23 protein-coding genes are annotated in these 23,402 nt (G+C 67.8%); 5 read left to right on the top strand and 18 right to left on the bottom strand.

Annotated features, from left to right (window positions below):
- Positions 1–8: 8 nt before the first annotated feature.
- Complete coding sequence (locus AC5P7U_RS07940; RefSeq protein ID WP_197563301.1) at positions 9–995, bottom strand: hypothetical protein; 987 nt, start codon at positions 993–995, stop codon at positions 9–11.
- 202 nt (positions 996–1,197) lie between these two features.
- On the opposite strand from AC5P7U_RS07940, the gene mutS reads away from it, so the two are divergent.
- From mutS to AC5P7U_RS07925, 3 genes are all read left to right on the top strand, one after another.
- Positions 1,198–3,753: a DNA mismatch repair protein MutS gene (gene mutS, locus AC5P7U_RS07935; protein WP_495220979.1), complete on the top strand. Its 2,556-nt coding sequence runs from the start codon at positions 1,198–1,200 to the stop codon at positions 3,751–3,753.
- A 192-nt stretch (positions 3,754–3,945) separates the two neighbouring features.
- The gene (locus AC5P7U_RS07930; protein WP_458222131.1) at positions 3,946–5,589 is read left to right on the top strand and encodes a catalase; all 1,644 of its coding nucleotides are present in this window, start codon (positions 3,946–3,948) and stop codon (positions 5,587–5,589) included.
- 108 nt (positions 5,590–5,697) lie between these two features.
- A complete protein-coding gene (locus tag AC5P7U_RS07925) occupies positions 5,698–6,300 on the top strand; it encodes a DUF937 domain-containing protein (RefSeq protein ID WP_006425388.1) in 603 nt (200 codons plus the stop codon).
- Positions 6,301–6,372: 72 nt separating this feature from the next.
- Here the strand turns inward: AC5P7U_RS07925 and AC5P7U_RS07920 are convergent, their stop codons facing one another.
- From AC5P7U_RS07920 to AC5P7U_RS07910, 3 genes are all read right to left on the bottom strand, one after another.
- On the bottom strand, positions 6,373–7,566 hold the full coding sequence (locus AC5P7U_RS07920; RefSeq protein ID WP_495220976.1) for a glycoside hydrolase family 5 protein: 1,194 nt from the start codon (positions 7,564–7,566) through the stop codon (positions 6,373–6,375).
- Positions 7,567–7,723: 157 nt separating this feature from the next.
- Complete coding sequence (locus AC5P7U_RS07915) at positions 7,724–8,131, bottom strand: RNA-binding S4 domain-containing protein (RefSeq protein ID WP_006425385.1); 408 nt, start codon at positions 8,129–8,131, stop codon at positions 7,724–7,726.
- Positions 8,132–8,140: 9 nt separating this feature from the next.
- Complete coding sequence (locus AC5P7U_RS07910) at positions 8,141–8,380, bottom strand: hypothetical protein (RefSeq protein ID WP_049456159.1); 240 nt, start codon at positions 8,378–8,380, stop codon at positions 8,141–8,143.
- 62 nt (positions 8,381–8,442) lie between these two features.
- On the opposite strand from AC5P7U_RS07910, the gene AC5P7U_RS07905 reads away from it, so the two are divergent.
- A complete protein-coding gene (locus AC5P7U_RS07905; protein ID WP_495220973.1) occupies positions 8,443–9,915 on the top strand; it encodes an MATE family efflux transporter in 1,473 nt (490 codons plus the stop codon).
- Between the two features lie 44 nt (positions 9,916–9,959).
- Here AC5P7U_RS07905 and AC5P7U_RS07900 read toward each other — a convergent pair whose 3' ends face one another.
- The 11 genes from AC5P7U_RS07900 to ffh all read right to left on the bottom strand — a co-directional run bounded on the left by AC5P7U_RS07900 (position 9,960) and on the right by ffh (position 17,502).
- Positions 9,960–10,370 carry a DUF1801 domain-containing protein gene (locus tag AC5P7U_RS07900; RefSeq protein WP_197564958.1) on the bottom strand — a complete coding sequence of 137 codons (411 nt, stop codon included), beginning with the start codon at positions 10,368–10,370 and terminating at the stop codon, positions 9,960–9,962.
- A gap of 38 nt (positions 10,371–10,408) precedes the next feature.
- Positions 10,409–10,843, bottom strand: a complete 435-nt coding sequence (locus AC5P7U_RS07895) for a DUF1801 domain-containing protein (protein WP_495220970.1) — start codon at positions 10,841–10,843, stop codon at positions 10,409–10,411.
- Positions 10,844–10,923: 80 nt separating this feature from the next.
- A complete protein-coding gene (locus AC5P7U_RS07890) occupies positions 10,924–11,304 on the bottom strand; it encodes a DUF6404 family protein (RefSeq protein ID WP_197564960.1) in 381 nt (126 codons plus the stop codon).
- 82 nt (positions 11,305–11,386) lie between these two features.
- Positions 11,387–11,788, bottom strand: coding sequence for a 50S ribosomal protein L19 (gene rplS / locus AC5P7U_RS07885; RefSeq protein ID WP_005408597.1), 402 nt, complete (start codon positions 11,786–11,788; stop codon positions 11,387–11,389).
- A gap of 154 nt (positions 11,789–11,942) precedes the next feature.
- Positions 11,943–12,701, bottom strand: coding sequence for a tRNA (guanosine(37)-N1)-methyltransferase TrmD (gene trmD / locus AC5P7U_RS07880; RefSeq protein WP_197564961.1), 759 nt, complete (start codon positions 12,699–12,701; stop codon positions 11,943–11,945).
- An 8-nt stretch (positions 12,702–12,709) separates the two neighbouring features.
- Positions 12,710–13,222 carry a ribosome maturation factor RimM gene (rimM, locus tag AC5P7U_RS07875; protein ID WP_495220967.1) on the bottom strand — a complete coding sequence of 171 codons (513 nt, stop codon included), beginning with the start codon at positions 13,220–13,222 and terminating at the stop codon, positions 12,710–12,712.
- Positions 13,223–13,266: 44 nt separating this feature from the next.
- Positions 13,267–13,527 (bottom strand): 30S ribosomal protein S16, encoded by a 261-nt coding sequence (gene rpsP / locus AC5P7U_RS07870; protein WP_005415733.1) that lies wholly within the window; start codon positions 13,525–13,527, stop codon positions 13,267–13,269.
- A 130-nt stretch (positions 13,528–13,657) separates the two neighbouring features.
- Entirely contained in the window at positions 13,658–14,440 is a 783-nt protein-coding gene (locus AC5P7U_RS07865; protein WP_495220965.1) for an aminotransferase class IV family protein, read from the bottom strand.
- Entirely contained in the window at positions 14,437–15,555 is a 1,119-nt protein-coding gene (locus AC5P7U_RS07860; RefSeq protein ID WP_495221014.1) for an NAD(P)H-dependent flavin oxidoreductase, read from the bottom strand. The genes AC5P7U_RS07865 and AC5P7U_RS07860 overlap by 4 nt, the downstream gene beginning before the upstream one ends.
- A gap of 39 nt (positions 15,556–15,594) precedes the next feature.
- Positions 15,595–16,029, bottom strand: coding sequence for a hypothetical protein (locus AC5P7U_RS07855; RefSeq protein WP_006425235.1), 435 nt, complete (start codon positions 16,027–16,029; stop codon positions 15,595–15,597).
- A 96-nt stretch (positions 16,030–16,125) separates the two neighbouring features.
- On the bottom strand, positions 16,126–17,502 hold the full coding sequence (gene ffh, locus AC5P7U_RS07850; RefSeq protein ID WP_005408591.1) for a signal recognition particle protein: 1,377 nt from the start codon (positions 17,500–17,502) through the stop codon (positions 16,126–16,128).
- A gap of 122 nt (positions 17,503–17,624) precedes the next feature.
- Here ffh and AC5P7U_RS07845 point away from each other — a divergent pair, with 122 nt between their 5' ends.
- Positions 17,625–18,419 (top strand): cytochrome C assembly family protein, encoded by a 795-nt coding sequence (locus tag AC5P7U_RS07845; protein ID WP_049456167.1) that lies wholly within the window; start codon positions 17,625–17,627, stop codon positions 18,417–18,419.
- Between the two features lie 100 nt (positions 18,420–18,519).
- On the opposite strand, the gene AC5P7U_RS07840 is transcribed toward AC5P7U_RS07845, so the two are convergent.
- From AC5P7U_RS07840 to AC5P7U_RS07830, 3 genes are all read right to left on the bottom strand, one after another.
- Positions 18,520–18,984: a YqhG/Tai3 family protein gene (locus AC5P7U_RS07840; protein ID WP_495220963.1), complete on the bottom strand. Its 465-nt coding sequence runs from the start codon at positions 18,982–18,984 to the stop codon at positions 18,520–18,522.
- A gap of 92 nt (positions 18,985–19,076) precedes the next feature.
- Positions 19,077–21,383 (bottom strand): tetratricopeptide repeat protein, encoded by a 2,307-nt coding sequence (locus AC5P7U_RS07835; RefSeq protein WP_308309005.1) that lies wholly within the window; start codon positions 21,381–21,383, stop codon positions 19,077–19,079.
- Between the two features lie 48 nt (positions 21,384–21,431).
- Positions 21,432–23,288, bottom strand: coding sequence for an ATP-binding protein (locus AC5P7U_RS07830; protein ID WP_495220961.1), 1,857 nt, complete (start codon positions 23,286–23,288; stop codon positions 21,432–21,434).
- Positions 23,289–23,402 lie beyond the last annotated feature (114 nt).

The raw sequence follows: 23,402 nt of genomic DNA, 5'->3' as shown, positions 1-23,402 counted from the left end.
AAAGCTTGCTAACCCCCTGATGCGGCCAGCGGGTTGCGCACCTCGGCGCGCTCGTAGTGCCGGCGAAGTGCTTGCGAGTCCCGCAGCATGTCGTCGTCGTGGATGACTTGGAACGGGTTGTAACGCAGCACCGGCTCCCGCTGCTGCTGAGCCGCCGCTTTGCGTTCCCGCTTCAGCACCAGGTCGACCGCCCTCTTCGCGTCTGTGAACGCGTGCTCGGTCGACGCCAAACCGGCCGCTTTGACTCGCTGGATGTACTTCCCGGTCACGCCCAACGCTTCGAGCTGTTGCGTGGAAAGCGCGGCCCAATCCGGCTGATCAGCAAGCGCTTGGCGCATCGGGGTGGGGATCCGGTTGGAGCGCACCATGGACGATCGCCGCAAGCTGTCGAACGCACGGTGGATGTCCTTGTCCAACAGCTGAAGGATCGGCTTGTCGGCCAGCTCGACTTCAGGGCGGGCAAACCGCGCCAGGCTGTCTTGGATGGCCCGGATGCTTGCGGGCTTGGCCTTCTTGTTGCGCACGCGCTTCTGCAGGTCTTCAACGTAGGCCGTGAAGCAGTTCGTCAGCGTGAGCCCCTTCAGCTCAACCAACTGCTCGGCTCGGGCCTCTTCCTTCGATGGATGTTCGCCCGTTTCTCGAACCACGGCCAACTTCCGCTGCGCCAGCTCGTAGGCTTGCTCTGGACCGATGTCGGTGACGCTGCCCAGGGAGAACCGACGGACCCCGGCCGGGCCTCGGACCACGACTTCGTAAGTGGTGCGGGTCGTGCCCACGTAGAAGCCAAAGCCCGTTGGCGCGCCCTGATTGCCGTCCAGGAAGCGGTAAGGCTTCCCGGCGTCTTCGGGCAGTCGAGGGGCGATAACCACCCTTCCCTGCTTGCCTTCGACGGGGCCTTTGGCCACGCTCAGTTCGCAGATTTGCCGGTAGGTCAGCTTAAACTTGGTGCCTCGGCGGCGCGGGGCCTCTGCCTGCGCCGCAACAACCGTATCCATGGTCGATCCGCTGTCTGTCCGTCGCAACATCGATTTGATCCTCTTTGATTGATCAGCGCAACCGCGGCGCAACGAAGAACCCCGTTACTTGCCGTCGGCTGCCGCGATCGACCGCTACAACCCGTAGGAAGTTCTCTTGCAAACCACTGATTCAAAAGCGAAACCGTCTGCATCGAAGGCCAGTGCAGAGCACACGCCCCTCATGAAGCAGTTCTTCGCAGCCAAGTCCGATTATCCGGACCTGCTGCTGTTCTTCCGCATGGGCGACTTCTACGAGCTGTTCTACGACGATGCGCGCAAGGCCGCGCGCCTGCTCGACATCACCCTGACCCAGCGCGGCAGCTCCGGCGGCGCGCCGATCCCGATGGCCGGTGTGCCGGTGCATGCCTACGAGGGCTACCTGGCCCGCCTGGTCGCGCTGGGCGAATCGGTGGCCATCTGCGAACAGATCGGCGATCCGGCGCTGGCCAAGGGCCTGGTCGAGCGCAAGGTGGTGCGCATCGTCACCCCCGGCACGGTCACCGACGAGGCGCTGCTGGACGAACGCCGCGACACCCTGCTGATGGCCCTGTCGCGCACGAAACAGGGCTACGGCCTGGCCTGGGCCGACCTGGCCGGTGGCCGTTTCCTGGTCAACGAAGTCGAGACCGATGACGCACTGGAAGCCGAACTGGCGCGGCTGGAGCCGGCCGAGCTGCTGGTGCCCGACGAAGAGAACTGGCCGGAGTTCCTGCGCCAGCGCACCGGCGTGCGCCGCCGCGCGCCGTGGCTGTTCGACGCCGACAGTGGCCGCCGCCAGCTGCTGGCCTTCTTCAAGCTGCATGACCTGAGCGGCTTCGGCATCGACGACAAGCCGCGCGCCACCGCCGCCGCTGGCGCCCTGCTCGGCTATGTCGAGGAAACCCAGAAGCAGCGCCTGCCGCACCTGACCTCGATCGCGATGGAGACCGCCGGCGAGGCGATCGCGATGAATGCCGCCACCCGCCGCCATCTGGAACTGGATACGCGCGTCGATGGCGACACCCGCAACACCCTGCTGGGCGTGCTCGACAGCACCGTGACGCCGATGGGTGGCCGTTTGCTGCGGCGCTGGCTGCACCGCCCGCTGCGCCTGCGCGAGGTGCTGATACAGCGCCACCATGCGGTGGAAACGCTGATCGATCGCGGCAGCGACGCCGACATCCGCGAGCAGTTCCGCCGCCTGGGCGATCTGGAACGCATCCTCACCCGCGTCGCACTGCGCTCGGCGCGCCCGCGCGATTTCTCTACCCTGCGTGACGGTCTGGGCCTGCTGCCGGCGGTGCGCGAGGTGCTGGCGCCGCTGGATTCTCCACGCCTGCAGGCGCTGCACGCCGCGCTGGGCGAACATGACGAATGCGCGCAGCTGCTGGCCAGCGCCATCGCCGAGATGCCGCCGCTGAAGCTGAGCGATGGCGGCGTGCTGGCCGACGGCTTCGACCAGGAGCTGGACGAGCTGCGCCGCCTGTCCACCCATGCCGACCAGTTCCTGGTCGACCTGGAGCAGCGCGAGCGCGAGAGCAGCGGCATCGCCACCCTGAAGGTGGGCTACAACCGGGTGCACGGCTACTACATCGAAATCAGCAAGGGCCAGTCCGACCGCGCGCCGGTGCACTACACCCGCCGGCAGACGCTGACCAACGCCGAGCGCTACATCACCGAGGAACTGAAGGCGTTCGAGGACAAGGTGCTGTCCGCGCGCGACCGTTCGCTGTCGCGCGAGAAGTACCTGTACGAGCAGCTGCTGGACACCCTCGGCGGGCAGCTGGAACCGCTGAAGCAATGCGCGGCAGCGCTGAGCGAGCTCGACGTGCTGGCCAGCTTCGCCGAACGCGCGCAGGCACTGGACTGGGCACGCCCGGAACTGCAGGCCGAGCCGTGCCTGAAGATCGAGCGCGGCCGCCACCCGGTGGTCGAAGCGGTGCGCGAACAACCGTTCGAGCCGAACGACCTGGACCTCCACCCGGACCGCCGCATGCTGGTGATCACCGGCCCGAACATGGGCGGTAAATCGACCTACATGCGGCAGAACGCCCTGATCGTGCTGCTGGCCCACATCGGCAGCTTCGTGCCGGCCAGCCGTGCGCTGATCGGCCCGATCGACCGCATCCTGACCCGCATCGGCGCCGGTGACGACCTCGCCCGCGGGCAGTCCACCTTCATGGTCGAAATGGCCGAGACCAGCTACATCCTGCACCACGCCACCGCGCACTCGCTGGTGCTGATGGACGAGATCGGCCGTGGCACGTCCACCTACGATGGCCTGGCCCTGGCCGACGCGGTGGCCCGCCACCTGGCCTACCAGAACCGCTGCTACACGCTGTTCGCCACCCACTACTTCGAGTTGACCGCGCTGGCCGACGAACAGCACGAAGGCGGCCGCAGCGGCATCGCCAACGTGCACCTGGATGCGGTCGAGCATGGCGAAGCGCTGGTGTTCATGCATGCGGTGAAGGACGGCCCGGCCAACCGCAGCTTCGGCCTGCAGGTGGCAGCACTGGCCGGCCTGCCGCGCGCCACCGTGGCGCAGGCGCGCCGTCGCCTGGCCGAGCTGGAGCAGCGTGGCGGTGAAAGCCATGCCGCCGAGCTGGCACCGCAGGCGCTGGATGCACCGCAGCAGTTCGGCCTGTTCGCAGCGCCATCCAGCAAGGCGCAGGAAGCACTGGCGGCGATCGATCCCGACGAGCTGACCCCGAAGCAGGCGCTGGAAGCGCTGTACCGGCTGAAGGCGCTGCTGTAACCGCAGCGCACGCACATGGCCTCCCGCCTGGCCGCGGGAGGCCAATTGAAAGACCCCACAAATCCGATTCTGCCTTTCAATTGACGGAATCTATCAACCTGAACGAATCATTCGATTATTCATTTCATCTGGCCCTAGCTACAGTCGAGTGAAGATGTTTCCCACGTCTTCACCGCCACCAGGAGCCAGCCGATGAGCCAGTCCGACAACAACAACGCCAAGTGCCCTTACCACAGCGCCCCGACGCCTGAGGAAGGCGCCCAGCAGCAGCGCGAGCTGAGCACCACGCCGAAGCAGAAGCACGGTGACGACCCGGTTACCCCGATGACCACGGCCTTCGGCGCGCCGGTGGTGGACAACCAGAACAGCAAGACCGCCGGCCCGCGCGGCCCGCTGCTGATGGAAGACGTGTGGCTGCTGGAGAAGCTGGCCAATCTCAACCGCGAGATCATTCCCGAGCGCCGCATGCACGCCAAGGGCTCGGGCGCATTCGGTACCTTCACCGTCACCCACGACATCAGCAAGTACACCCGCGCCAAGCTGTTCGAGAAGGTTGGCAAGCAGACCGAAATGTTCGCCCGCTTCACCACGGTGGCCGGCGAGCGTGGCGCCGCCGACGCCGAGCGCGACATCCGCGGCTTCGCGCTGAAGTTCTACACCGAAGAAGGCAACTGGGATCTGGTCGGCAACAACACGCCGGTGTTCTTCCTGCGCGACCCGCGCAAGTTCGCCGACCTCAACAAGGCCGTGAAGCGCGATCCGCACACCAACCTGCGCAGCGCGCGCAACAACTGGGATTTCTGGACGCTGCTGCCCGAAGCCCTGCTGCAGGTGACCGTGGTGATGAGCGACCGTGGCATCCCGCGCAGCTTCCGCCACATGCACGGCTTCGGCTCGCATACCTACAGCTTCACCAACGCCGACAGCGAGCGCTTCTGGGTGAAGTTCCACTTCGTCAGCCAGCAGGGCATTGAATCGCTGACCGACGCGCAGGCGCAGATCCTGGTCGGCCATGACCGCGAAAGCCACGGCCGCGACCTGTTTGCCGCGATCGAGAAGGGCGACTTCCCGAAGTGGAAGCTGTTCATCCAGGTCATGCCGGAACTGGATGCCGAGACCTACCGCGTGCATCCGTTCGACCTGACCAAGGTGTGGCCGAAGAGCGACTACCCGCTGATCGAGGTCGGCCAGTTCGAACTGAACCGCAATCCGGTCAACTGGTACCAGGACGTGGAGCAGTCGGCGTTCGCACCGAGCAACCTGGTGCCGGGCATCGGCCCGTCGCCGGACAAGATGCTGCAGGCGCGCCTGTTCGCCTATTCCGACGCGCAGCGTTACCGCCTGGGCGTCAATCACCACCAGATTCCGGTGAACGCCGCGCGCTGCCCGGTGCACAGCAACCACCGCGATGGCGCGATGCGCGTGGACGGCAACTACGGCGGCCTGCCGCACTACGAGCCGAACAGCTACGGCCAGTGGCAGGAGCAGCCGGAGTACCGCGAGCCGCCAATGAAGATCCGCGGTGACGCCGACTTCTGGAATTTCCGTGAGGACGACGCCGACTACTTCAGCCAGCCCGGTGCGCTGTTCCGCAGCTACAACCAGGCGCAGAAGGACCGCCTGTTCGCCAACACCGCCCGTGCCCTGGGCGATGCGCCGGACTTCATCAAGCAGCGCCACATCGACAACTGCAGCAAGGCCGACCCGGCCTACGGTGCCGGCGTCGCAGCAGCCCTGAAGGCGCTGGCCAGCCAGCCGTCGGACCCGTTCAAGCCGGCGCAGCCGGAAACCGACTTCCCCGCCGCCACCCCGGGCGCGGAAGACATCGAGCTCTGATCGCCCTCCCCCGCGTACGGCACGCCGCCTCCCCGTGAGGCGGCGTCGCCGTTTTAACGGTCCGCGTCGTACCTTCTGCACGCCCCATCCCAATCGAGGATTCCCCTGATGAGCCTGACCGATGAACTTCTCGCCAAATTGCAGGGCGCTCCGCTGCAGCAGGTGTCGCAGCAGCTCGGCATCAGCGATACCCAGGCCTCCGGCGCGATCAGCGCCGCGCTGCCGGTGCTGATGGGCGCGCTGGGCAACAACGCCGCGCAGCCGCAGGGGGCGCAGGCGCTGCTCGGCGCACTGCAGAACAACCACAGCGGCCTGGACCTGGGCAGCGTGCTCGGTTCGGTGCTGGGCGGCGGTGGTGGTGGTGCCGCCAGCGATGGCGCCGGCATCCTCGGCCACATCTTCGGCGGCAGCCAGCAGAAGGTGGAAACCGGCCTGGCTCAGGCCACCCAGCTCGACAGCGGCCGCACCAGCCAGCTGCTGCAGATCCTCGCGCCGATCGTGATGGCCTTCCTCGCCCAGCGCCTCGGGGGTGGCCAGGCCGATGCCGGCTCGCTCAGCCAGGCGCTCGGCCAGGAAAAGCAGCAGGTGCAGCAGCAGGGCGGCATTGCCGGTGGCCTGCTCGGCAGCGTGCTGGACCAGGACGGCGACGGCCAGTTCGGCATGGGCGACCTGCTGAAGCTGGGCGGCAACCTGCTCGGCGGCAAGCGCTGACCGATGCTGTCGCCGGGGGTGACCCGGCATGATCAGCATCGCCAGGGAAAACGCCGGGCCCTGCCCGGCGTCCTACCGGTTCCCGGCCTTCAGCCGCTGCAGGATCGGCGCGAACAACGGCGCCTGCATCGAGCGCGGCGGCACCGCTGACTTTCCCTGTTCCTGTGCCTGCCAGTACGACCACGACAGCGCCTTGTCGCCCAGTTCGTAGTCCATGCCATCCCAGCCATCTTCGCGGAAGGCGTAGAAGGCCCAGTGCACCTTGTCCTGTTCCAGCACCTGCAGCACGTCCTGCAGGTAGCGGCTGCAGTCGGGCCAGCGGCGCATGCAGCCGAATTCACCGACCACCATGCGGTTGGCCCCCACCCCGTGCGTCTTCGCCCAATCCATCGGCTGCTGCAGGTAGCTGCGTACGCGGTACTTGTCCCAGCGTTCGCTGCCCGCGCCGAATGGCACCTCTGCCGGGTAGCGGTACGGCGTGGGACGCTTCTGGTTGGGCGCGCTGGTAGCGGCGTACGGCTCGTACATGTGCACGCTGTACAGCAGCTTCGCGTCGTCCAGCGGTGCCGGCCAGTAATCAAACGCGTCCGCCGCCGCGTACCAACCGGCATCGAGCATCAGCGGCATGTCCGCATCCACCGCACGCACGCTGGCAATCAGCCCTCGGTAGAGCACGCGCAGATCGCGCGGGCCGTCCTGCACCCCGGCATACCACTTCCGCATCGCCTCACGCGGGGCGTGTTCGGCCAGCGCGGTGCCATATTCCGGTGCCGGTTCGTTGATCAGGTTGTAGGCGGCCAGTGCGGGATGCCCTTTCAGTGCAGTGGCCAGATCACGCCAGAAGCGCTGCGCAGGCAGATGGTTGTCCATCGACTGCCACAGGCGCTGGTCGACCTTGTCACCGTTCTTCTGCTTCCAGCGCAACAGGGGCAGCGACAACGGCACCAGCACCACCTTCAGGCCCGAGGCATTGGCGTCATCCAGCGCACGCCGCAGGGTGGCCACGTCGGCCTGCACCAGCCCCTGGTAATGGTCGGCATCGCCGATCAGGAAGTCGCGGCCGCCGGCGCTTTTCCACTTGTCCGGGCTCAGCCGTACCCAGGTCGCGCCAGTGGCACGCAGCGCCTGGAAGTAGGCACGGTCCGGCGGATTCTCGTTGAAGCTGTTGCCGCCGCGCTGCGGCGTATCCCAGAAGGTGATGCCGGCGGCGAACGCCGGGGCGGCGGTGGCGAGGGCCAGGCACAGCAGGCTGCGGCGCAGGAACATGAGGGTCTTCCATGAGAAGGACGATCCAACGTGCAGGGCACACACCGAACGCAGCCTGAGTGCGCGCGGCACAGCGCGTGACGCCCGGCCACGAACCGGTAGATGCCCACCTTGGTTGGCAACCGGGCACAACGCCCACCAAGGTGGGCGACTACCCTCAAAGCGCGTCCAGATCGCCCAGCGCACGTATCAACCGCCGCGCGCGCTTGTCCGGCTTGTGCTCCGGCGGCTGGAAGCCATCGCGGGCAGCGATGCGCAATGCACGCTGCTCGGCACGACGCGCCTTCGAGGCTTCGCTCTCGGCGTACAGCTGCTGCGCCGCCGGGGCCGGTCCGCGCTGGTCGCTCAGGCCCAGTACCTGGATCTCGAAATGCTCTTCACCGCGATCGATCTGCAGCTGCTCACCCACACGCACCGCGCGCGAGGATTTCGGGCGCTGGCCAGCCACGCTGACCTTGCCGGTCTCGATGGCCTGCTTGGCCAGACTGCGGGTCTTGAAGAATCGGGCCGCCCACAACCAGATGTCCAGGCGGACACTGGGCGACAGCGGGGAAAGCTCATGCATCGGTGCGTACTACTCCGGTGGCTTGTTCAGGGGACGCGGGTTGTCCGGATCAGCCCGGCAGCCGGTGCCGCCGATCAGCGGTCGAACGCCGGACGCAAGATCCTGGCGCTGACTGCCGACCAGGCATTCGGGCCGGTCGGTCGGTCGGATCTGGGTATCGCCCAGCCGGTCGTCCATCGAACATGCGGCCAGTACGACGCCGATCAAGGCCAGCGCCATGCTCCGTCCCACCCGTAGTCGTTGATGCATTGCCACATCCCGCAAACCGGCTTGGTGCTAGTGTGCGCCTCCCGGGAATCGATCACCACTCCATGGCCAAAGCGCCGCTTGACCTGACCTCCGGCCCGATCGGCCGCAATCTCCTGCTGTTTTCCCTGCCGATCCTGGCCGGCAACATCGCGCAGTCGCTGAATGGTTCGGTGAATGCGGTGTGGGTGGGGCGTTTCCTCGGCGAGGCGGCGCTGACCGCCACCGCGAACGCCAACAACATCATGTTCTTCCTGATCGGCTCGGTGTTCGGTTTCGGCATGGCCTCGACCATCCTGATCGGCCAGGCCATCGGCGCACGCGACATCGCCCAGGCGCGGCGCGTGGTCGGTACCAGCGCCACCTTCTTCATCGGCCTGTCGGTGATCATCGCCATCGCCGGCTGGTTCATGGCGCATCCGCTGCTGGCGGCGATGGGCACGCCGGCCGCCTCGCTGCCGCTGGCCGAGGCCTACCTGCAGATCATCTTCCTGGCGATGCCGACGCTGTACGCGTTTGCCTTCCTCACCGCCGCGCTGCGCGGTGCCGGCGATTCGCGTACGCCATTCCGCTTCCTGATGGTGTCGGTGGCGCTGGACATCGTGCTGAACCCGGTGCTGATCTTCGGCATGGGGCCATTCCCCGCGCTGGGCATCGCCGGCTCGGCCTGGGCCACATTGGTCGCGCAGACCCTGTCGCTGGCCGGCCTGCTGCTGTACATGCGCCACAAGCGCCACACGCTGTGGCTGGGGCGTGCCGACATGCGCCTGTTCAAGCTCGACCTGACCATCCTCAAGGCGCTGGTGCTCAAGGGCGTGCCGATGGGCCTGCAGATGGTGCTGATCTCGCTGTCGGTGATCATGCTGATGACCATGGTCAACCAGTACGGCACCGCGACCGGCGCGGGCTATGGCGCCTCGCTGCAGCTGTGGAACTACCTGCAGATGCCGGCGATGGCGATCGGTGCGGCGTGTTCGTCGATGGCCGCGCAGAACGTGGGCGCACAGCGCTGGGACCGCGTGCGCGGTACCGCACGCCAGGGCGTGCTGTTCAATTTCCTGCTGACCGGCGCGTTGATCCTGCCGCTGGTGGTGTTCGATCGCCAGCTGCTGGCGCTGTTCCTGCCGCCGGCCAGCGAGGCATTGGGCATCGCCCGCCATCTCAACCATGTGGTGATCGGCTCGTTCCTGTTCTTCGGCGTCAGCTTCGTGATCTCCGGCGTGGTGCGCTCGACCGGCGCGGTGATTCCACCGCTGCTGATCCTGGCCGGCTCGCTGTGGGGCGTGCGCGTGCCGTTCGCCGAACTGCTGCAGCCGTACTGGGGCGCCGATGCGATCTGGTGGAGTTTCCCGGTCAGCTCGTTCGTGTCGATGCTGCTGTCGCTGGCGTATTACCGCTGGGGCGGCTGGCGCAAGGCGAAGATGATCGGCAAACCTTCGCACGCCGAGCAACTGGCCACGCCCTCGGAAATTCCGGCCTGCCCGCCGTCACCAGTGGCCGACCCGGATGCGGCGCTGGAGTCAGCCCCGCCACGGTAGTGCCGGCCGCTGGCCGGCGTGCAACAGCCGGCCAGCGCCCGGCTCTACCGCTTCTTCTTTTTCGCCGCGTTGAACGTTGCGGCCTCGCGCAGCAACGCCTTGAACGCGGCGGCATTGGGCATCACGCCTTCATGGATGTCGATCGCGCGCCGCGTGTTGCCGTCCAGGCTGGCATTGAACAGACCCTTCGGGTCCGCCAGTGCCGCACCGTTGGCGAAGGTCAGTTTCACCGCTTTCCTGTAGGTCTCGCCGGTACACAGGATGCCGTTGTATTCCCACACCGGCGTGCCGCGCCACTTCCAGGTCTCCTGCACCTCCGGCAGCGCTTCATGGATCAGCGCGCGCACGCGTGCCAGCGTTTCGCCACGCCAGTCGCCCAGTTCGGCGATGCGCGCATCGATCAGTTCGGCCGCCGGGGTTCCGGCATCGGCAGGGTTGGGTGCATGCGTGGCCATCAGGTGCTCTCGTCGGGAAGAAGATCGAAACGTCGGGCTTACATGCGCTCGCCGGGCAATGCGGCCGCCTGCCGCACCCAGTCGAGGAAGCGTGCTTCATCCAGCACCTCGTCCTGCGGGAGGTGCAGGTAGCGCGTATCGGCGCTTCTGGATGGCTCGGGCGGCACCGGCTTCAATGCAGCGCCGCGGAAGAACGCGACCTTGATGTAGCGCGTGAAGCAATGGAAGCTGAGGAACCAGCCTGCGCCCGGGGCCACCGCATACATCGGCGAGTTCCATTTCACCGCTTTGTGCACGCCGGGCACGGCCTGCTCGATCAGCGCATCCAGGCGCTCGCCGATCGGTCGTTTCCAGTCCGGCATCGCCGCGATGTAGGCCTGCACCGTGGCATCGCCCTCGCCCCTGGCGATCTGCGGGTTGCCGCCGGACAGCAGCCTGGGAACGGCGGAAGGTGCGGTTCGCTTGGCAGGCATCGCACGGCACGTCCATCTGAGTGGAAAGCGCAGCCTAGCGCGGCGCCTGCCCGCCGGTCACGGCGCGCTGCGCCATCGGTTCAGTCCGTCTGGCCGGCCAGGAATTGGCGCCAGCCCGGCAGCTTGCGCTGACGCCGCAGCGAATGCATCAGCGCCGCCATCACCACGCCGAACAAGGCACCGGCCAGCAACCCGGCCGCCAGCAGCAACGCCAGCGGGCGCTCGCTGCCCTGCCACAGCATCAGCCACATCAGGCCGGTCCAGAACAGCCCGAACAACAGGCCCTGCACCAATGCATTGGTGCCGAAGCCAGCCAGGATCGGCGGCGGCAGTGCGACGCCCACGCGCCACAGCAGCCGATGCAACAGCGGGGCCGATTGCGCACGCGCCAGCCCCTTGCCGTCGAGAAAGCGCAGCGCCGACTGGATTGCGGCGGGATAGCGCGGATTGATGTCGCTCATCACCTGATCGTGACCGATGCACTGCCGGAAACGCAAACGGCCACCCGAAGGTGGCCGTCGCGGCAACAACCGAAGTTGTCTATCAGGCCTTTTCGGCCAGACGGGCAGCCTTGGCGGCAGCAGCAGCAGCCAGGTCTTCCTTGATGCGGGCAGCCTTGCCTTCCAGGCCACGCAGGTAGTACAGCTTACCGGCGCGGACCTTACCACGACGCTTCACTTCGACCGAGTCGATGATGGCGCTGTGGGTCTGGAAGACGCGCTCGACGCCGTAGCCGTGCGAGATCTTGCGGACGGTGAACGAGGAGTTCAGGCCGGCATTCTTGGTGGCGATCACAACGCCTTCGTAGGCCTGCACGCGCTCGCGGCTGCCTTCCTTCACCTTCACGTTGACGACAACGGTGTCGCCCTGGCTGAACTTCGGCAGTTCGCGGGTGATCTGGGCGGATTCGAATTCCGCGACGATGGACTTGTTCAGCTTGCTCATGGGTTACACCGATTCTTGTTCGGGTGGGTGTGTCGTTTCGACAACGTAGGCTGATGCAGTCACTGGACTGTGCTGCACGTTTGTTGTGGGTACTGCGCGCGCCGGCCGGGGCTGGCGGGAATTGGCCATCATAGCCGATAAAGCCAGCCCTGCGCTAGGGGCCGGCCTTCTGTTTCAGGGCCTGCCGGGCCTGGTCCAGCAGTTTGCGGTCGGCCTTGCCCAGTGCCTGTTCATCCAGCAGGTCCGGGCGCCGTTGGGCGGTACGGACCAGCGACTGCTGGCGACGCCATGCAGCGATGGCCGCGTGGTTGCCCGAGCGCAGCACCGCCGGCACGTCACCCAGCGGATGCTGGGCCGGCTGGCTGTAGTGCGGGCAGTCGAGCAGGCCGAGGTCGCCCTCGAAGCTGTCCTGCGCCGCCGATTCGGCGTCGTTCAGGGCGCCGTCCTGCAGGCGGGCCACGGCGTCGATGATGACCGCCGCGCCCAGCTCGCCCCCGGACAGCACGTAATCGCCGAGGGAAATCTCCTCGTCGACATTGGCTTCCAGGAAACGCTCGTCGATGCCTTCATAGCGGCCGCAGAGCAGGACCATGCGCGGCAATGCCGCCAGTTCCCGCACCTTGGCCTGGGTCAGCGGTGCGCCCTGCGGGCTGAGGTAGATCACCCGCGCCGGGGTCGGGTCGGCGTCGCGGATCGCCTGCAGGCAGGCCTGCAGCGGCTCGATCAGCATCACCATGCCCGGGCCACCGCCGAACGGACGGTCGTCCACCCGGCGGTAGTTGCCTTCGGCGTAATCACGGGGATTCCAGCCATGCAGGCTGAACAGGCCCTTCTCCTGCGCACGCCCGACCACGCCCAACCCAGCGGACTGGGCGAGGAACTCGGGGAACAGGGTGATGACGTCGAAACGCATGCTCACACTCAGAACTCGGGATCCCAGTCGACCACGACCAGGTTGGCCTCGAAGTCGACCGATTTGACGAAGTCCGGCTGCACGAACGGAATCATCCGCTCGCGGTCACCACGGACCACCACCACGTCGTTGGCGCCGGTGCTGAACAGGTGCGAGACCTGGCCCAGGGCGACGCCCTCGGTGGTCTTCACGTCCAGGCCTTCCAGGTCCACCCAGTAGTACTCATCGGGCTTCGGCGGCGGCAGCGCACTGCGCGCCACGTAGATCTCGGTGCCGTGCATCGCTTCGACGGTATCGCGGTCCTCGACGCCGGGGAAACGGGCGACCATGTGCTTGCCGCTGTCGCGGCCACGCACACCTTCAATCGTGGTTTCCACGCCGGACGGGCTGCGCACGATCCACGGCTGGTAACGGAAAATGGCGGAACGTGGCTCGGTCCAGGACTCGAGCTTGATCTCGCCGCGCACACCAAAAGCGCCGACAACCCTGCCCAGCAGGATGCGGCGCTCGATATCTTTCATCTGCTTCAACCAAGAGGGCCACGCCGAAGCGTGGCCCGTCAGGATCAGGCCGCAGCGGCCTGGGACTTGGTCGCTTCCTTGATCAGGTTGCGGACCTTGTCGGTCGGCTGGGCGCCGTTCTTGACCCAATGGTCAACGCGGGCCAGGTCCAGCTCGATGCGCTTCTCGGCGCCCTGGGCGACCGGGTTGTAGAAGCCAACGCGCTCGATGTTGCGGCCGTCGCGCGCGCTGCGCACGTCGGTGACGATGATGTGGTAGAACGGACGCTTCTTGGCGCCGCCGCGGGTCAGTCGAATCTTGACCATGGTGTTTTTCCTATTGCCCAGTCGCCAGGATGGCGAGGTAAGCGGGCGATTATAGCGGCAGAGCCGGGCCGAGCCAACCCCGGGGGTGCCCGACCTTCACGGTAGCGCCGGGCCCTGCCCGGCGGGGCTTTCAGCCCAGATCGTCCCAAGGCACCCCTGCCAGCACCGCCCTACCCTGTTCAGCCAGCGCCTGCGAACCCGGCAGGACATGCCCATCGATGGCCTCCAGCGCCCACAGGCCGCTGGCATTGCAGGCGAAGGCCGCCTTCACGCCAGCCAGGGCCGCCCGCGGGAGAGGCCGGCTGACCTGCGGGCCGGGCCAGTGCTGCTTCAGCAGGCTCTCGGCGGTACCACGCAGGGCGGGGGCGCGCGGCCAGAGCAACTGGTGACCGTCGTGGACGGCCAGGTTCCAGGTCGTGCCTTCGCTGATGCAGTCGTCGCTGCCGACCAGCAAGGCATCGTCGAAGCCCTCGGCCATCGCCGCACGCCGCTCGGCGAACAGGCCAAAAGTGCCTACATGCTTGATCTGCGGCAGCTCGCGCTGCCAGGCCACGCTGCGCACCCGCTTGGGTGCGCTCAGCGCCACCGGCGTGGAGACGGCCACCAGCACGTCCACCGGCACCGCCGCCAGCGGGCTGCGGAAATCGAAGTGGCGCGAGTACACCGTCACCCGCAGCGAGGCATCGGCCCGCGCCGCCTGCTGCAGGGCCTGCGCCATCCACGCCCGTACCTGCGCCGTATCCAGTTCGGTGCCAAACAGTTCGCGCGTGGCCTGCGACAGCCGCGCCAGATGCAGATCGAGCCCCTGCACCGCACCGCCGCGCACCTGCAGCGAGGTGAAGTGGCCATAGTTGACCAGTGCCGGCAGCAGATCTTCGACCTGCGCCGGCTGGCCGTTGCAGGTCACCGTCATCGCAGCAGCGCCTGCGCCTGTTGCCAGATGCCACGCAGCACCTCGGCGGCCGGCTGTGCCGGGGCCATCCATGCCGACTGCCCGGCCCAGGCCTGCATCGCCGCCAGCCGGTTTTCCTGCACGGCCTGCCTGCGCATCGGTGCGGTCAGCCCGCGCTGCACCGGGTACGGGCGCGGCGCAGGTGCGCCGTCCGCGGCGGCGGCGCGCACATAAGGGGTGGCCAGGCCACGGCCGAGGCGGCCACTGAAGGCACGGGTCGGCCAGGTATCCTCCGGCTCGCTGGCGGCCAGCCCATCGGCCCACGCCGAGGCAATCGCCGCTTCGGGCGTGCGCAGGAAGGCGGTACCGATCTGCACGGCACTGGCGCCGAGGGTGAGCGCGGCGGCAATGCCACGGCCATCGGCGATGCCACCGGCAGCGATGACCGGAATCCGCAGGTGATCGGCCAGGCGCGGCAGCAGCGCGAACAGCCCGACCAGCTGGCGCTCGGCCATCGCCGGATCAAAGGAGCCGCGGTGGCCACCCGCTTCCACGCCCTGCGCCACCACCGCATCGGCGCCGGCGTCCTGTGCGGCGCGTGCTTCGGACAAGGTGGTCGCACAGGCGATCCAGGCGATGCCGGCATCCTTCAGCTGCTGCACGTGGCGTGGCTGCAGCACGCCCATGATGGTCGAGGCCACTGCCGGGCGCGCCGCCAGCAGCGCGGCGAACTGTTCTTCGAAGTCGGCAGGCGTGGCATCGGCGGCGCTGGCCGGCACGTCCGGGCCCCACTGCGCAAGGAAGGCGCGGCTGGCAGCCTCGGCGGCAACATCCCGGGTCGGCGCCGGGTCCGGCACCCACAGGTTCACCTGCGCCGGACCGGTGGAAGCGGCGCGGAAGTCGTCCATCCATCGGCCGATATCGGCCGATGACGACAGCACCGCGCCCATCGCGCCCATGCTGCCGGCGTTGGCCAGCGCAGCCGACAACGGCACCGGGCAGGCGCCGGCCATCGGTGCCAGCAGGATCGGAAACTGCAATGAAAAACGCCGACAGAAGGCGTCGGCGCGTTCAAGAATCGGCGATGCGTTCACGCGACATACCTGCGGGAGAAGTCGCCGCCCAGCATACGCCAGTCGCTGCGGCCAGAACCCGAGGGGCTGGCCGCGCGAGGATCAGCGCGCCACCACTGCGTAGGTGCGCACCAGCTGGCTGTCCATTTCCTCGTTGAACTGGAAGGTGACATAGCGTGCGTCGTCGGCGGCGAATTCCGCCTCGGCCGATGCACGGCCGATTTCGGTGCCCTCGGCATCCAGCGCACGCGCAACCAGCTTGCCCTTGAAGGCCTTGTCGGCCACCACATACACGGCCGCTTCCTTGGAACCCATGCCGCGGCTCTTGCCCAGGGTCACGGTCAGGCCCCGCGCCGCCAGGCCCGGATCGGCCTGCAGCGTCACGTTCATGCGCTTGTCCACGCCTTCGCCCAAGCCAGCGACGAAATCGGCTGCGGTACCGCTGATGGCACTGCCGGCCTTCTGCGATACCGAGGTGTCGTCCTTGCAGGCGGCCAGCGCCAGCACCAGCGCCGCTGCCACGATCATCTTCTTCATGTGCATTCCCTTGTCAGATCAACTCGTAGTCAAGCAACAGGGGGCTGGCCACGCAAGTGCCGGTCCCGGCCCCCTGCGCCCTCCCCCTTTCAGGCATCAACGGAACGGCATGCCGCGGCCGCCCATGGCGCCCATCATGCCCTTCATGCTGCGCAGCATGCCCTTCATGCCGCCGCCCGCCATCTTGCTCATCATCTTTTCCATCTGCATGTACTGCTTCATCAGCTTGTTGACGTCGGCCGGGGTCACGCCCGAGCCCTTGGCGATGCGCGCGCGGCGCGAGCCGTTGAGCAGGTTCGGGTTGCGCCGTTCCTTCTTGGTCATCGAGCTGATGATGGCGATCATGCGCGGCACTTCCTTGCCCTGGCTGACCTGCTGCTTCAGATGGTCGGGGATGTTGCCCAGGCCCGGCAGCTTGTCCATCAGGCCGCCGATGCCGCCCATGTTCTGCATCTGCTCCAGCTGGTCGCGCATGTCATTCAGGTCGAACTTCTTGCCCTTGGCGACCTTCTCGGCCAGCTTGGCGGCCTTGTCCTTGTCGACCTGCTGCTCGACCTGCTCGACCAGCGACAGCACGTCGCCCATGTCCAGGATGCGGCTGGCGATGCGGTCCGGGTGGAACACGTCCAGGCCTTCCGGCTTTTCGCTGACACCGACGAACTTGATCGGCTTGCCGGTGATGTAGCGCACGCTCAGCGCGGCACCGCCACGGGCGTCACCGTCGGTCTTGGTCAGCACCACGCCGGTCAGCGGCAGCGCATCGCCGAAGGCCTTGGCGGTGTTGGCCGCGTCCTGGCCGGTCATGGCATCGACCACGAACAGGGTTTCGGCCGGGTTCACGGCAGCGTGCAGGGCCTTGATCTCGGCCATCATCGCTTCGTCGATGGCCAGGCGGCCGGCGGTATCGACCAGCAGCACGTCGACGAACGACTTGCGCGCATCGTCGATGGCGGCACGCACGATGGCTTCCGGCTTCTGGTCGGCGCTGGACGGGAAGAACAGCACGCCGACCTGCTCGGCCAGGGTCTTCAGCTGCTCGATCGCGGCCGGGCGGTAGACGTCGGCCGACACCACCATCACCTTCTTCTTGCGCTTTTCCTTCAGGTGCTTGGCCAGCTTGCCCACGGTGGTGGTCTTGCCGGCGCCCTGCAGGCCGGCCATCAGGATGATGGCCGGGGCCGGAACATTGAGGTTCAGGTCGCTGGCTTCAGCGCCCATCACCGCGGTCAGCTCATCGCGCACGACCTTGATCAGGGCCTGGCCCGGGGTCAGCGACTTCAGCACTTCCTGGCCGACCGCGCGCACCTTGATGCGCTCGATCAGGGCCTGCACCACCGGCAGCGCGACGTCGGCTTCGAGCAGTGCGATGCGGACCTCGCGGGTCGCCTCGCGGATGTTCTCCTCGGTCAGGCGGCCACGGCCACGCAGGCGCTCGATGGTGCCGGAAAGGCGCTGGGTCAGGGACTCGAACATGCGGTACGACCTGTCTGAAAACGGGGGACAATAAGGCAGACAGTATAACGGGTCCGCCCCACCTGCCGGGCTGCGACGCCGCGGCCGTCGCCACCACCGCGGGGGTATGCGAAACTGCAACGATGACAATCGTTCTCATCGCCGTCCTGCTCTACCTGGCTGCCAGTGCCCTGCTGGTGCGCGCGCTCGGCCGCGATGAAACCACCGGTTCCCCCACCTGGCTGTGGCCGGCCCTGCCGGCGATGCTGCTGCACGGCGGCTACCACGTGATGGTGGCGATGCGCACCAATGGCGGGCCGGACATGCACTTCTTCGCCGCGCTGTCGCTGGTCGGCCTGGGCATGGCCTGGCTGACCTCGCTGGTCGGCGCACGCGGGCGGATGTCGGCGCTGGGCGTGGTGGTGTTCCCGCTGGCCGCCGTGCTGCTGCTGGCCTACCACGGCTACGGCCACGAACCGAGCAAGGTGCTGGGCTGGCGCCTGGCCAGCCACGCCTGGCTGGCGCTGCTGGCCTACGCCACGCTGAGCATCGCCGCACTGCTGGCGATCATGCTGTGGCTGCAGGAGCGTGCGCTGCGCCGCCGCGAATTCCGCCCGTGGCTGCGCGCACTGCCACCGCTGGCCGACCTGGAATCGCTGCTGTTCCGGGTCATCACCGTCGGTTTCGCGCTGCTGACCCTCACTCTGGTCACCGGCGTGCTGTTCGTCGACGACCTGCTGGCGCAGAAGCTGGTGCACAAGACCGTGCTCAGCGTGCTGTCGTGGATCGTGTTCGGCGTGCTGCTGATCGGCCGCCGCCGCTATGGCTGGCGCGGCATGAAGGCGGTGCACTGGACGCTGGCGGCGATGCTGTTGCTGCTGCTGGCGTTCTTCGGCAGCCAGTTCGTGATCGAGCTGGTGTTCGGGCATTCGCGATAGCGGCGTGCCGACCCAGGTCGGCACCCACCCCAACATCACATGGTAGTGCCGGCCGCTGGCCGGCAACTGGACAGCACCCTGCGTGGATGCCGTAGGCGGTTCAGGGCACCGGCTGGGCCAGGATCTTCCGCACCGACCGGCCGCGACTGGTAACGATGTCATCGACCTGCCAGCAGCCGTTGCCCTGCCGGACCATTGGTACGCGGGTCAGGCGCGCCTGCTTCCACACGGTGTAGCGCATCTCGACCATGCCGGCGCTGGCCGAGCCCTGCTGCCAGCGGTAGTCCACCGCGCTGTCGATGTCACCGTCCTGGCCATCCAGCCAGGGGTCCGAATCGATCGTGCAGATGCCCTCCTCGCGCACCTGGCAGGCACGTTCGCCGCGCAGCGCCTTGCCGAATGCCGGGCTGACCAGCGCAGGCGGCGGCTCCAGCAGATCCCCCTTGCCCGTCGTCGCCTCGTAGAACGCGCGCGCCACGGCCACCGGCGCCTGGCAGGCCGGTGCGGCCTGCACGGCGGGGGCCAGCAGCAGCCCGGCGAACACCCACATCCCTGTCTTTCGCATAGGTCTCTCCTTGGGGTAGTGCCGGCCGTTGGCCGGCAACACAGGATCGCATGGCGCTGCAGGCCAGCGGCCGGCACTCTCCGATACCGGGCTTACAACCCGTAGCGCTCGATCACGTCCAGGTGCGGCTGGCGGTCCTGGTCACAGGCTTCGGCCAGGCGAAGCCAGCAGTGCGGATGCGGCCACGTCGCGGTCTGCTGCTGCAGGAAGCGGTGCAGCGCCAGCGGCGCATGGTCCTGTGGCTGTGCCACGGTAAACAGGATGCCCGGCAGGGTGCCCTCGTCCGCGTCCGGATCGGTCACGGTGTAGTCCGGGCGGCTGTGCGACCAGACCTGCCAACCCTGTGCTTCGGCGGCTTCAACAAAGGCGTTCCAGGCCGCTTCACCCGGGTGCGCGCCATCGATCAGCCAGCTGCGGGCAAAGCCGCCGCGCTCCAGCACATGCACCTGTGCGTAGGTCGGGATGAAGTGCTCGCGCGCTTCCTCCTCTTCCGGTGCCGGATGCACCAGCGCGGCATCGAACACCACCCAGTCGCCCACCTGCTGGGCGCGATTGGCCGGTGCGTTCTCGACGATGCGTGCGGTGACCGGGCCGCTGCGACGCGCGTAGTACTCCATCGGCTCGCCATGCTCTTCGCTGCGGATGATCACCCACCCCCACGGCTCCTCGACCACGCCGTCCTGGCTGGTCAGCTCCATGCCGATCGCCGCCGCCGAGCGACGCACCGCGTCCCAGTCGCGCGCCGCGCTGGCGGCGCTCATGTGATCCCAGTGCGCGGCGTTCGGTTCTTCCAGCAGCTCCACCAGCTGCGCATAGCAGGCCTGTGCTTCGCTGAAGCGGCCGGTTTCCATGTACATCCGCGCCAGCGTACCGCGCGCACCGTGCGAGCCCGGCGATGCCTCCAGCAGAGCCAGCGCGGCCTGCTCCAGCGCCGGCCAGTCGGACACGCGGCGTGCGCGTTGCACCTCGCACCAATGCGCGAACACCGGAACGCTACCGCGATAGACGTCGGCCAGGCGACGCAGGCCGTCGTCATCGCCCTGCTCGGTCAGCCAGCGCATCAGGGTGTAGGCCGCCGGGCCGTCTTCCTGCGCGTGCGCCTGCACGAACTGCCACAGCAGCGCGCGCGCCTCGGCCTGCGCACCGCAGGCAGCAAGCGCAGAAGCCGCCGTCTCGGCCAGTGCTTCGTCATCGGGCAATTGCGCCTGCGCCTGCAGCAGCCATTGCGCCTCGCGTTCGGGGTCACGCGACTGGTTCTGCTCGCCCTGCTCGCTCAGCCACGCCAGCAGGTCGCCCGCGGGAACCGGCAGCGGCGCCACCTCCGGCAACGCCTCGATGCGCGCGGCCAGGCCAGCCACCAGCGCCGCCGCACCGCGGTCCTGGCGCAATTGCGCCAGATGGGTGCGGGCCAGTGCCAGCTGGCGCTGCGCGACCCAGCGCGCACCGCGCTGCAGGGCCAGCTCCAGGCTCAGCGCCGCCACTTCGATCAGCAGGCGGTGCGAACCCACCTGGGCGAAGTGCTCGATGATGGTGGAGTAGCGCGTGCCCAGATCCCAGGTGTTGCGTGCCGGATTGCGCTGGCACAGCGCCGCGGCAGTGTTTGCCCACAGCCGCCAGTAGGTGGGGGTCAGTTCACTCCAGGGCACCAGCTGCTGCAGCGCTTCTTCATCGCGTCCCAGCTGGGCCAGCGCCCAGGCCTTGGACAGGCGGCGCGGCACCGTGCAGTTGGCCGGCTCGTACTCACCGGACGCGGCCACTTCGGCCTCGCGCTTCTCGATCAGCAGCAGCGCCTCGTCGGCGCGCCCCATGCCCAGCAGGATCTTGATCTGCATCTCCGGGAAGCTGTCGAACACTTCCTTGCCACAGGCCTCGATCGCATCGGACTGCACCTGCAGGTAGTCGAGCGCATCCTGGCCGCGACCATCATCGAGCAGCGCGTCGGCCTTCTCGCAGCTCAGGCACTGGAAGCAGGCCCAGCCGGGATTGATGCGCGCCAGCGTTTCATCGCACACCTCGATGCGCTCGGGCACCCAGCCCGGGCCATCGATGTTGCCGTAGCAGGCGGCCAGGTCCTGGGTCACGCAGATCGACTGCGGGCACTCCAGCGTGTCCTCGCGGTGCGCCCGCTCGAACAGCGCCACCGCTTCGCCCAGCGCGCTCTCGCCTTCCACGCGATTGCCGACGCGGTTGCGCAGCGCCCAATGGCCGACGTAGACGTCGACCCACGGGTTGTCCAGCGCCTTGCCCAGCGCGCGCGCCTCGGGCAGCAGCGCGTCGACGCGGTCGACACGCAGTTCACTCACCTCGTCGGCGAGGCGGTTCAGCAGGTGCGCGTTCTGCGCCTGGCCGGCCTGGCGCAGGTCGCCCTGCAGTTTTTCGACCCAGTTCCAGATGTCCATGGGATAAGTGCTCCTGTCTAGCGAAGGCTGGATGAGAGGGGGCGGTGCTCAGCGCAGCATCTGCTGCAGGGCACCGGCAATATCGGAGAAAGCGCCGTTGAGATCCGGGCCCGGCGTGGCGGTCGCGCGGGCCAGCGGGCGGCCCTGCGCGGCAACGATGATCTTCAGCGAGCGCAGCAGGCGCGCCGCGGCTTCGGCCTGCGGATGGCCCTCGCGCTGGGCGCGCAGCAGCGCCTGCACCGCCGGATTGTCGAGATTGAGATACAGCCGCGACGGCGCGCGCGATTCGATGCGCGCGGTGAACTGCCGCGCCAGGCGCAGCGCCGCCATCGACACACGCTTGTCGTTCTCGTCGTCTTCCAGCCGTTGCTTCAGCTCGGCCTCGCGGTCGGGCACCACCACCACCGGCAGCGCCTCCGGGCTGAAGCGCGCCGGCAGCAGCTGCTCACCGTCGCCCAGCTGCTCACGCAACCATGCCAACTGTGCTTCATCGAGGCTGTCGTCGCTGCGGAACAACGCACGGTTGCCCTGCTCGGTGCCGAGTTCGACCAGGCGCAGGCCCTTGGCCTGGGCCCAGCGCCGCAGGAACGGCACCACCGCATAGCGATGGCCATGCGCGACCGGCACGCCCATCGCGCGGAACAGCATTTCCTCGAAGCCGCCGCCGTTGTCGAGGATCACGTGCACGGCACCGCGTGCCGGCAATGCACTGGCCGGCAGGTCGCCCTGCGAGGTCGGCACGCGCACGTGTTCCAGCAGCAGGTCGAACAGGCGGTCATCACAGAGCGCCGCGCCCAGCAGCGCCTCGTTGTGACGGGTCAGTACGCGCCGCCACGCTTCCGGCTGCTGCCGCGCGATGTCGGCCAGGCCGTCAATCAGCGCTTCCAGCAGCGCGTGTTGCACGGCGCGGTACTGGTCATCGCGTTGCAGGTCTTCGCGGCTGGCGGTAGGTGTCAGCCGCGAGGATTCGATCACCCCGCCGATGAACCCGGCCCACGGCGGCAACAGGTCGCGTGCATCATCGTCCAGCAGCATGCCGCGCACGAACACCGACAGGTTGCGGTTGTCGCTGGTGCCATAGGTGGCACCGTCCTGCACCCACAGCAGGCCGGTGGCATCACTGTGGCCATCGGCACGCAGCGGCACGGTGACGATCGGTTCGAAATCGTGCTCGAAGCGCGCAGCAAACTGCAGCGCCTGCCGGCGCGCCTGCACCGGATGCAGCGCGACATCCTGCTGGCCGCGCCACGGCGGCGGCTCAGGGTTGAGCGCCTCGGCTGCGGCGCCGATGAAGATCGGCTCGGACAACAAAGCGCAGTAGCGTCCCAGCACCTCGTGCAGGCGCGCCTCGTTGGCCAGTGGCAGGAAATCCGGATGCAGCTCCAGTTCCACCTCGGTACCGACCGCACGTGCCGGCACTTCGCTGACCGTGTACTGCTCGGCGTTGCTGGACACGTACAGATGGCCAAGCGCCGGCGTCTGATAGGAGGTGGTGCGCACGCTGACCCGGCGCGCCAGCACGAACGCCGACAGGAAGCCCAGGCCGAACATGCCGATCAGGCCGTCGTCGTCCTCGCCACCCTGGCGCAGGCCACGGGTGTAACCGACGCCGACGGTGGCGAGGTAGTCATGGATTTCCTGGCGGGTCAGGCCGGCGCCGGTATCGGTGATGCGCAGCACGCCGGCACCGGCATCGACCTGCACCGCGATGCGCGAGGGTACGTCGACGCCGGGCTGCTCGATGCGGCGACGGATGATCGAGTCGTGCGCGTTCTGCACCAGTTCGCGCAGCGCCACCATCGGGGTGGAATACAGGTGCTTGCCCAGCACCGTCATCAGTCCATTGAGATCGACCCCGGCGCGACGGATTTCGGCGTTGGGGGCGGTGAGCGCGGTGTCCTGCATGTAATCGTTTACTCCTGGGCACGGAAAGGCGCCAGAGGGCGCCTTCGTCGAGCGGGAAAAACTAGCACAGCAAGCCTGACCAGTGCCGTGTCGGCCGCCGCATCCACGTAGAGT

This window comes from Stenotrophomonas sp. YJH_SMC_57 (genome assembly GCF_059369755.1).
This window is presented reverse-complemented; position numbering and strand designations above follow the sequence as displayed.

Excerpts from the sequence above, each read along its gene's own strand:
- AC5P7U_RS07940 (WP_197563301.1), bottom strand. The coding sequence starts at position 995 with ATGGATACGGTTGTTGCGGCGCAGGCAGAGGCCCCGCGCCGCCGAGGC.
- mutS (WP_495220979.1), top strand. The coding sequence starts at position 1,198 with ATGAAGCAGTTCTTCGCAGCCAAGTCCGATTATCCGGACCTGCTGCTG.
- AC5P7U_RS07930 (WP_458222131.1), top strand. The coding sequence starts at position 3,946 with ATGAGCCAGTCCGACAACAACAACGCCAAGTGCCCTTACCACAGCGCC.
- AC5P7U_RS07925 (WP_006425388.1), top strand. The coding sequence starts at position 5,698 with ATGAGCCTGACCGATGAACTTCTCGCCAAATTGCAGGGCGCTCCGCTG.
- AC5P7U_RS07920 (WP_495220976.1), bottom strand. The coding sequence starts at position 7,566 with ATGTTCCTGCGCCGCAGCCTGCTGTGCCTGGCCCTCGCCACCGCCGCC.
- AC5P7U_RS07915 (WP_006425385.1), bottom strand. The coding sequence starts at position 8,131 with ATGCATGAGCTTTCCCCGCTGTCGCCCAGTGTCCGCCTGGACATCTGG.
- AC5P7U_RS07910 (WP_049456159.1), bottom strand. The coding sequence starts at position 8,380 with ATGCATCAACGACTACGGGTGGGACGGAGCATGGCGCTGGCCTTGATC.
- AC5P7U_RS07905 (WP_495220973.1), top strand. The coding sequence starts at position 8,443 with ATGGCCAAAGCGCCGCTTGACCTGACCTCCGGCCCGATCGGCCGCAAT.
- AC5P7U_RS07900 (WP_197564958.1), bottom strand. The coding sequence starts at position 10,370 with ATGGCCACGCATGCACCCAACCCTGCCGATGCCGGAACCCCGGCGGCC.
- AC5P7U_RS07895 (WP_495220970.1), bottom strand. The coding sequence starts at position 10,843 with ATGCCTGCCAAGCGAACCGCACCTTCCGCCGTTCCCAGGCTGCTGTCC.
- AC5P7U_RS07890 (WP_197564960.1), bottom strand. The coding sequence starts at position 11,304 with ATGAGCGACATCAATCCGCGCTATCCCGCCGCAATCCAGTCGGCGCTG.
- rplS (WP_005408597.1), bottom strand. The coding sequence starts at position 11,788 with ATGAGCAAGCTGAACAAGTCCATCGTCGCGGAATTCGAATCCGCCCAG.
- trmD (WP_197564961.1), bottom strand. The coding sequence starts at position 12,701 with ATGCGTTTCGACGTCATCACCCTGTTCCCCGAGTTCCTCGCCCAGTCC.
- rimM (WP_495220967.1), bottom strand. The coding sequence starts at position 13,222 with ATGAAAGATATCGAGCGCCGCATCCTGCTGGGCAGGGTTGTCGGCGCT.
- rpsP (WP_005415733.1), bottom strand. The coding sequence starts at position 13,527 with ATGGTCAAGATTCGACTGACCCGCGGCGGCGCCAAGAAGCGTCCGTTC.
- AC5P7U_RS07865 (WP_495220965.1), bottom strand. The coding sequence starts at position 14,440 with ATGACGGTGACCTGCAACGGCCAGCCGGCGCAGGTCGAAGATCTGCTG.
- AC5P7U_RS07855 (WP_006425235.1), bottom strand. The coding sequence starts at position 16,029 with ATGAAGAAGATGATCGTGGCAGCGGCGCTGGTGCTGGCGCTGGCCGCC.
- ffh (WP_005408591.1), bottom strand. The coding sequence starts at position 17,502 with ATGTTCGAGTCCCTGACCCAGCGCCTTTCCGGCACCATCGAGCGCCTG.
- AC5P7U_RS07845 (WP_049456167.1), top strand. The coding sequence starts at position 17,625 with ATGACAATCGTTCTCATCGCCGTCCTGCTCTACCTGGCTGCCAGTGCC.
- AC5P7U_RS07840 (WP_495220963.1), bottom strand. The coding sequence starts at position 18,984 with ATGCGAAAGACAGGGATGTGGGTGTTCGCCGGGCTGCTGCTGGCCCCC.
- AC5P7U_RS07835 (WP_308309005.1), bottom strand. The coding sequence starts at position 21,383 with ATGGACATCTGGAACTGGGTCGAAAAACTGCAGGGCGACCTGCGCCAG.
- AC5P7U_RS07830 (WP_495220961.1), bottom strand. The coding sequence starts at position 23,288 with ATGCAGGACACCGCGCTCACCGCCCCCAACGCCGAAATCCGTCGCGCC.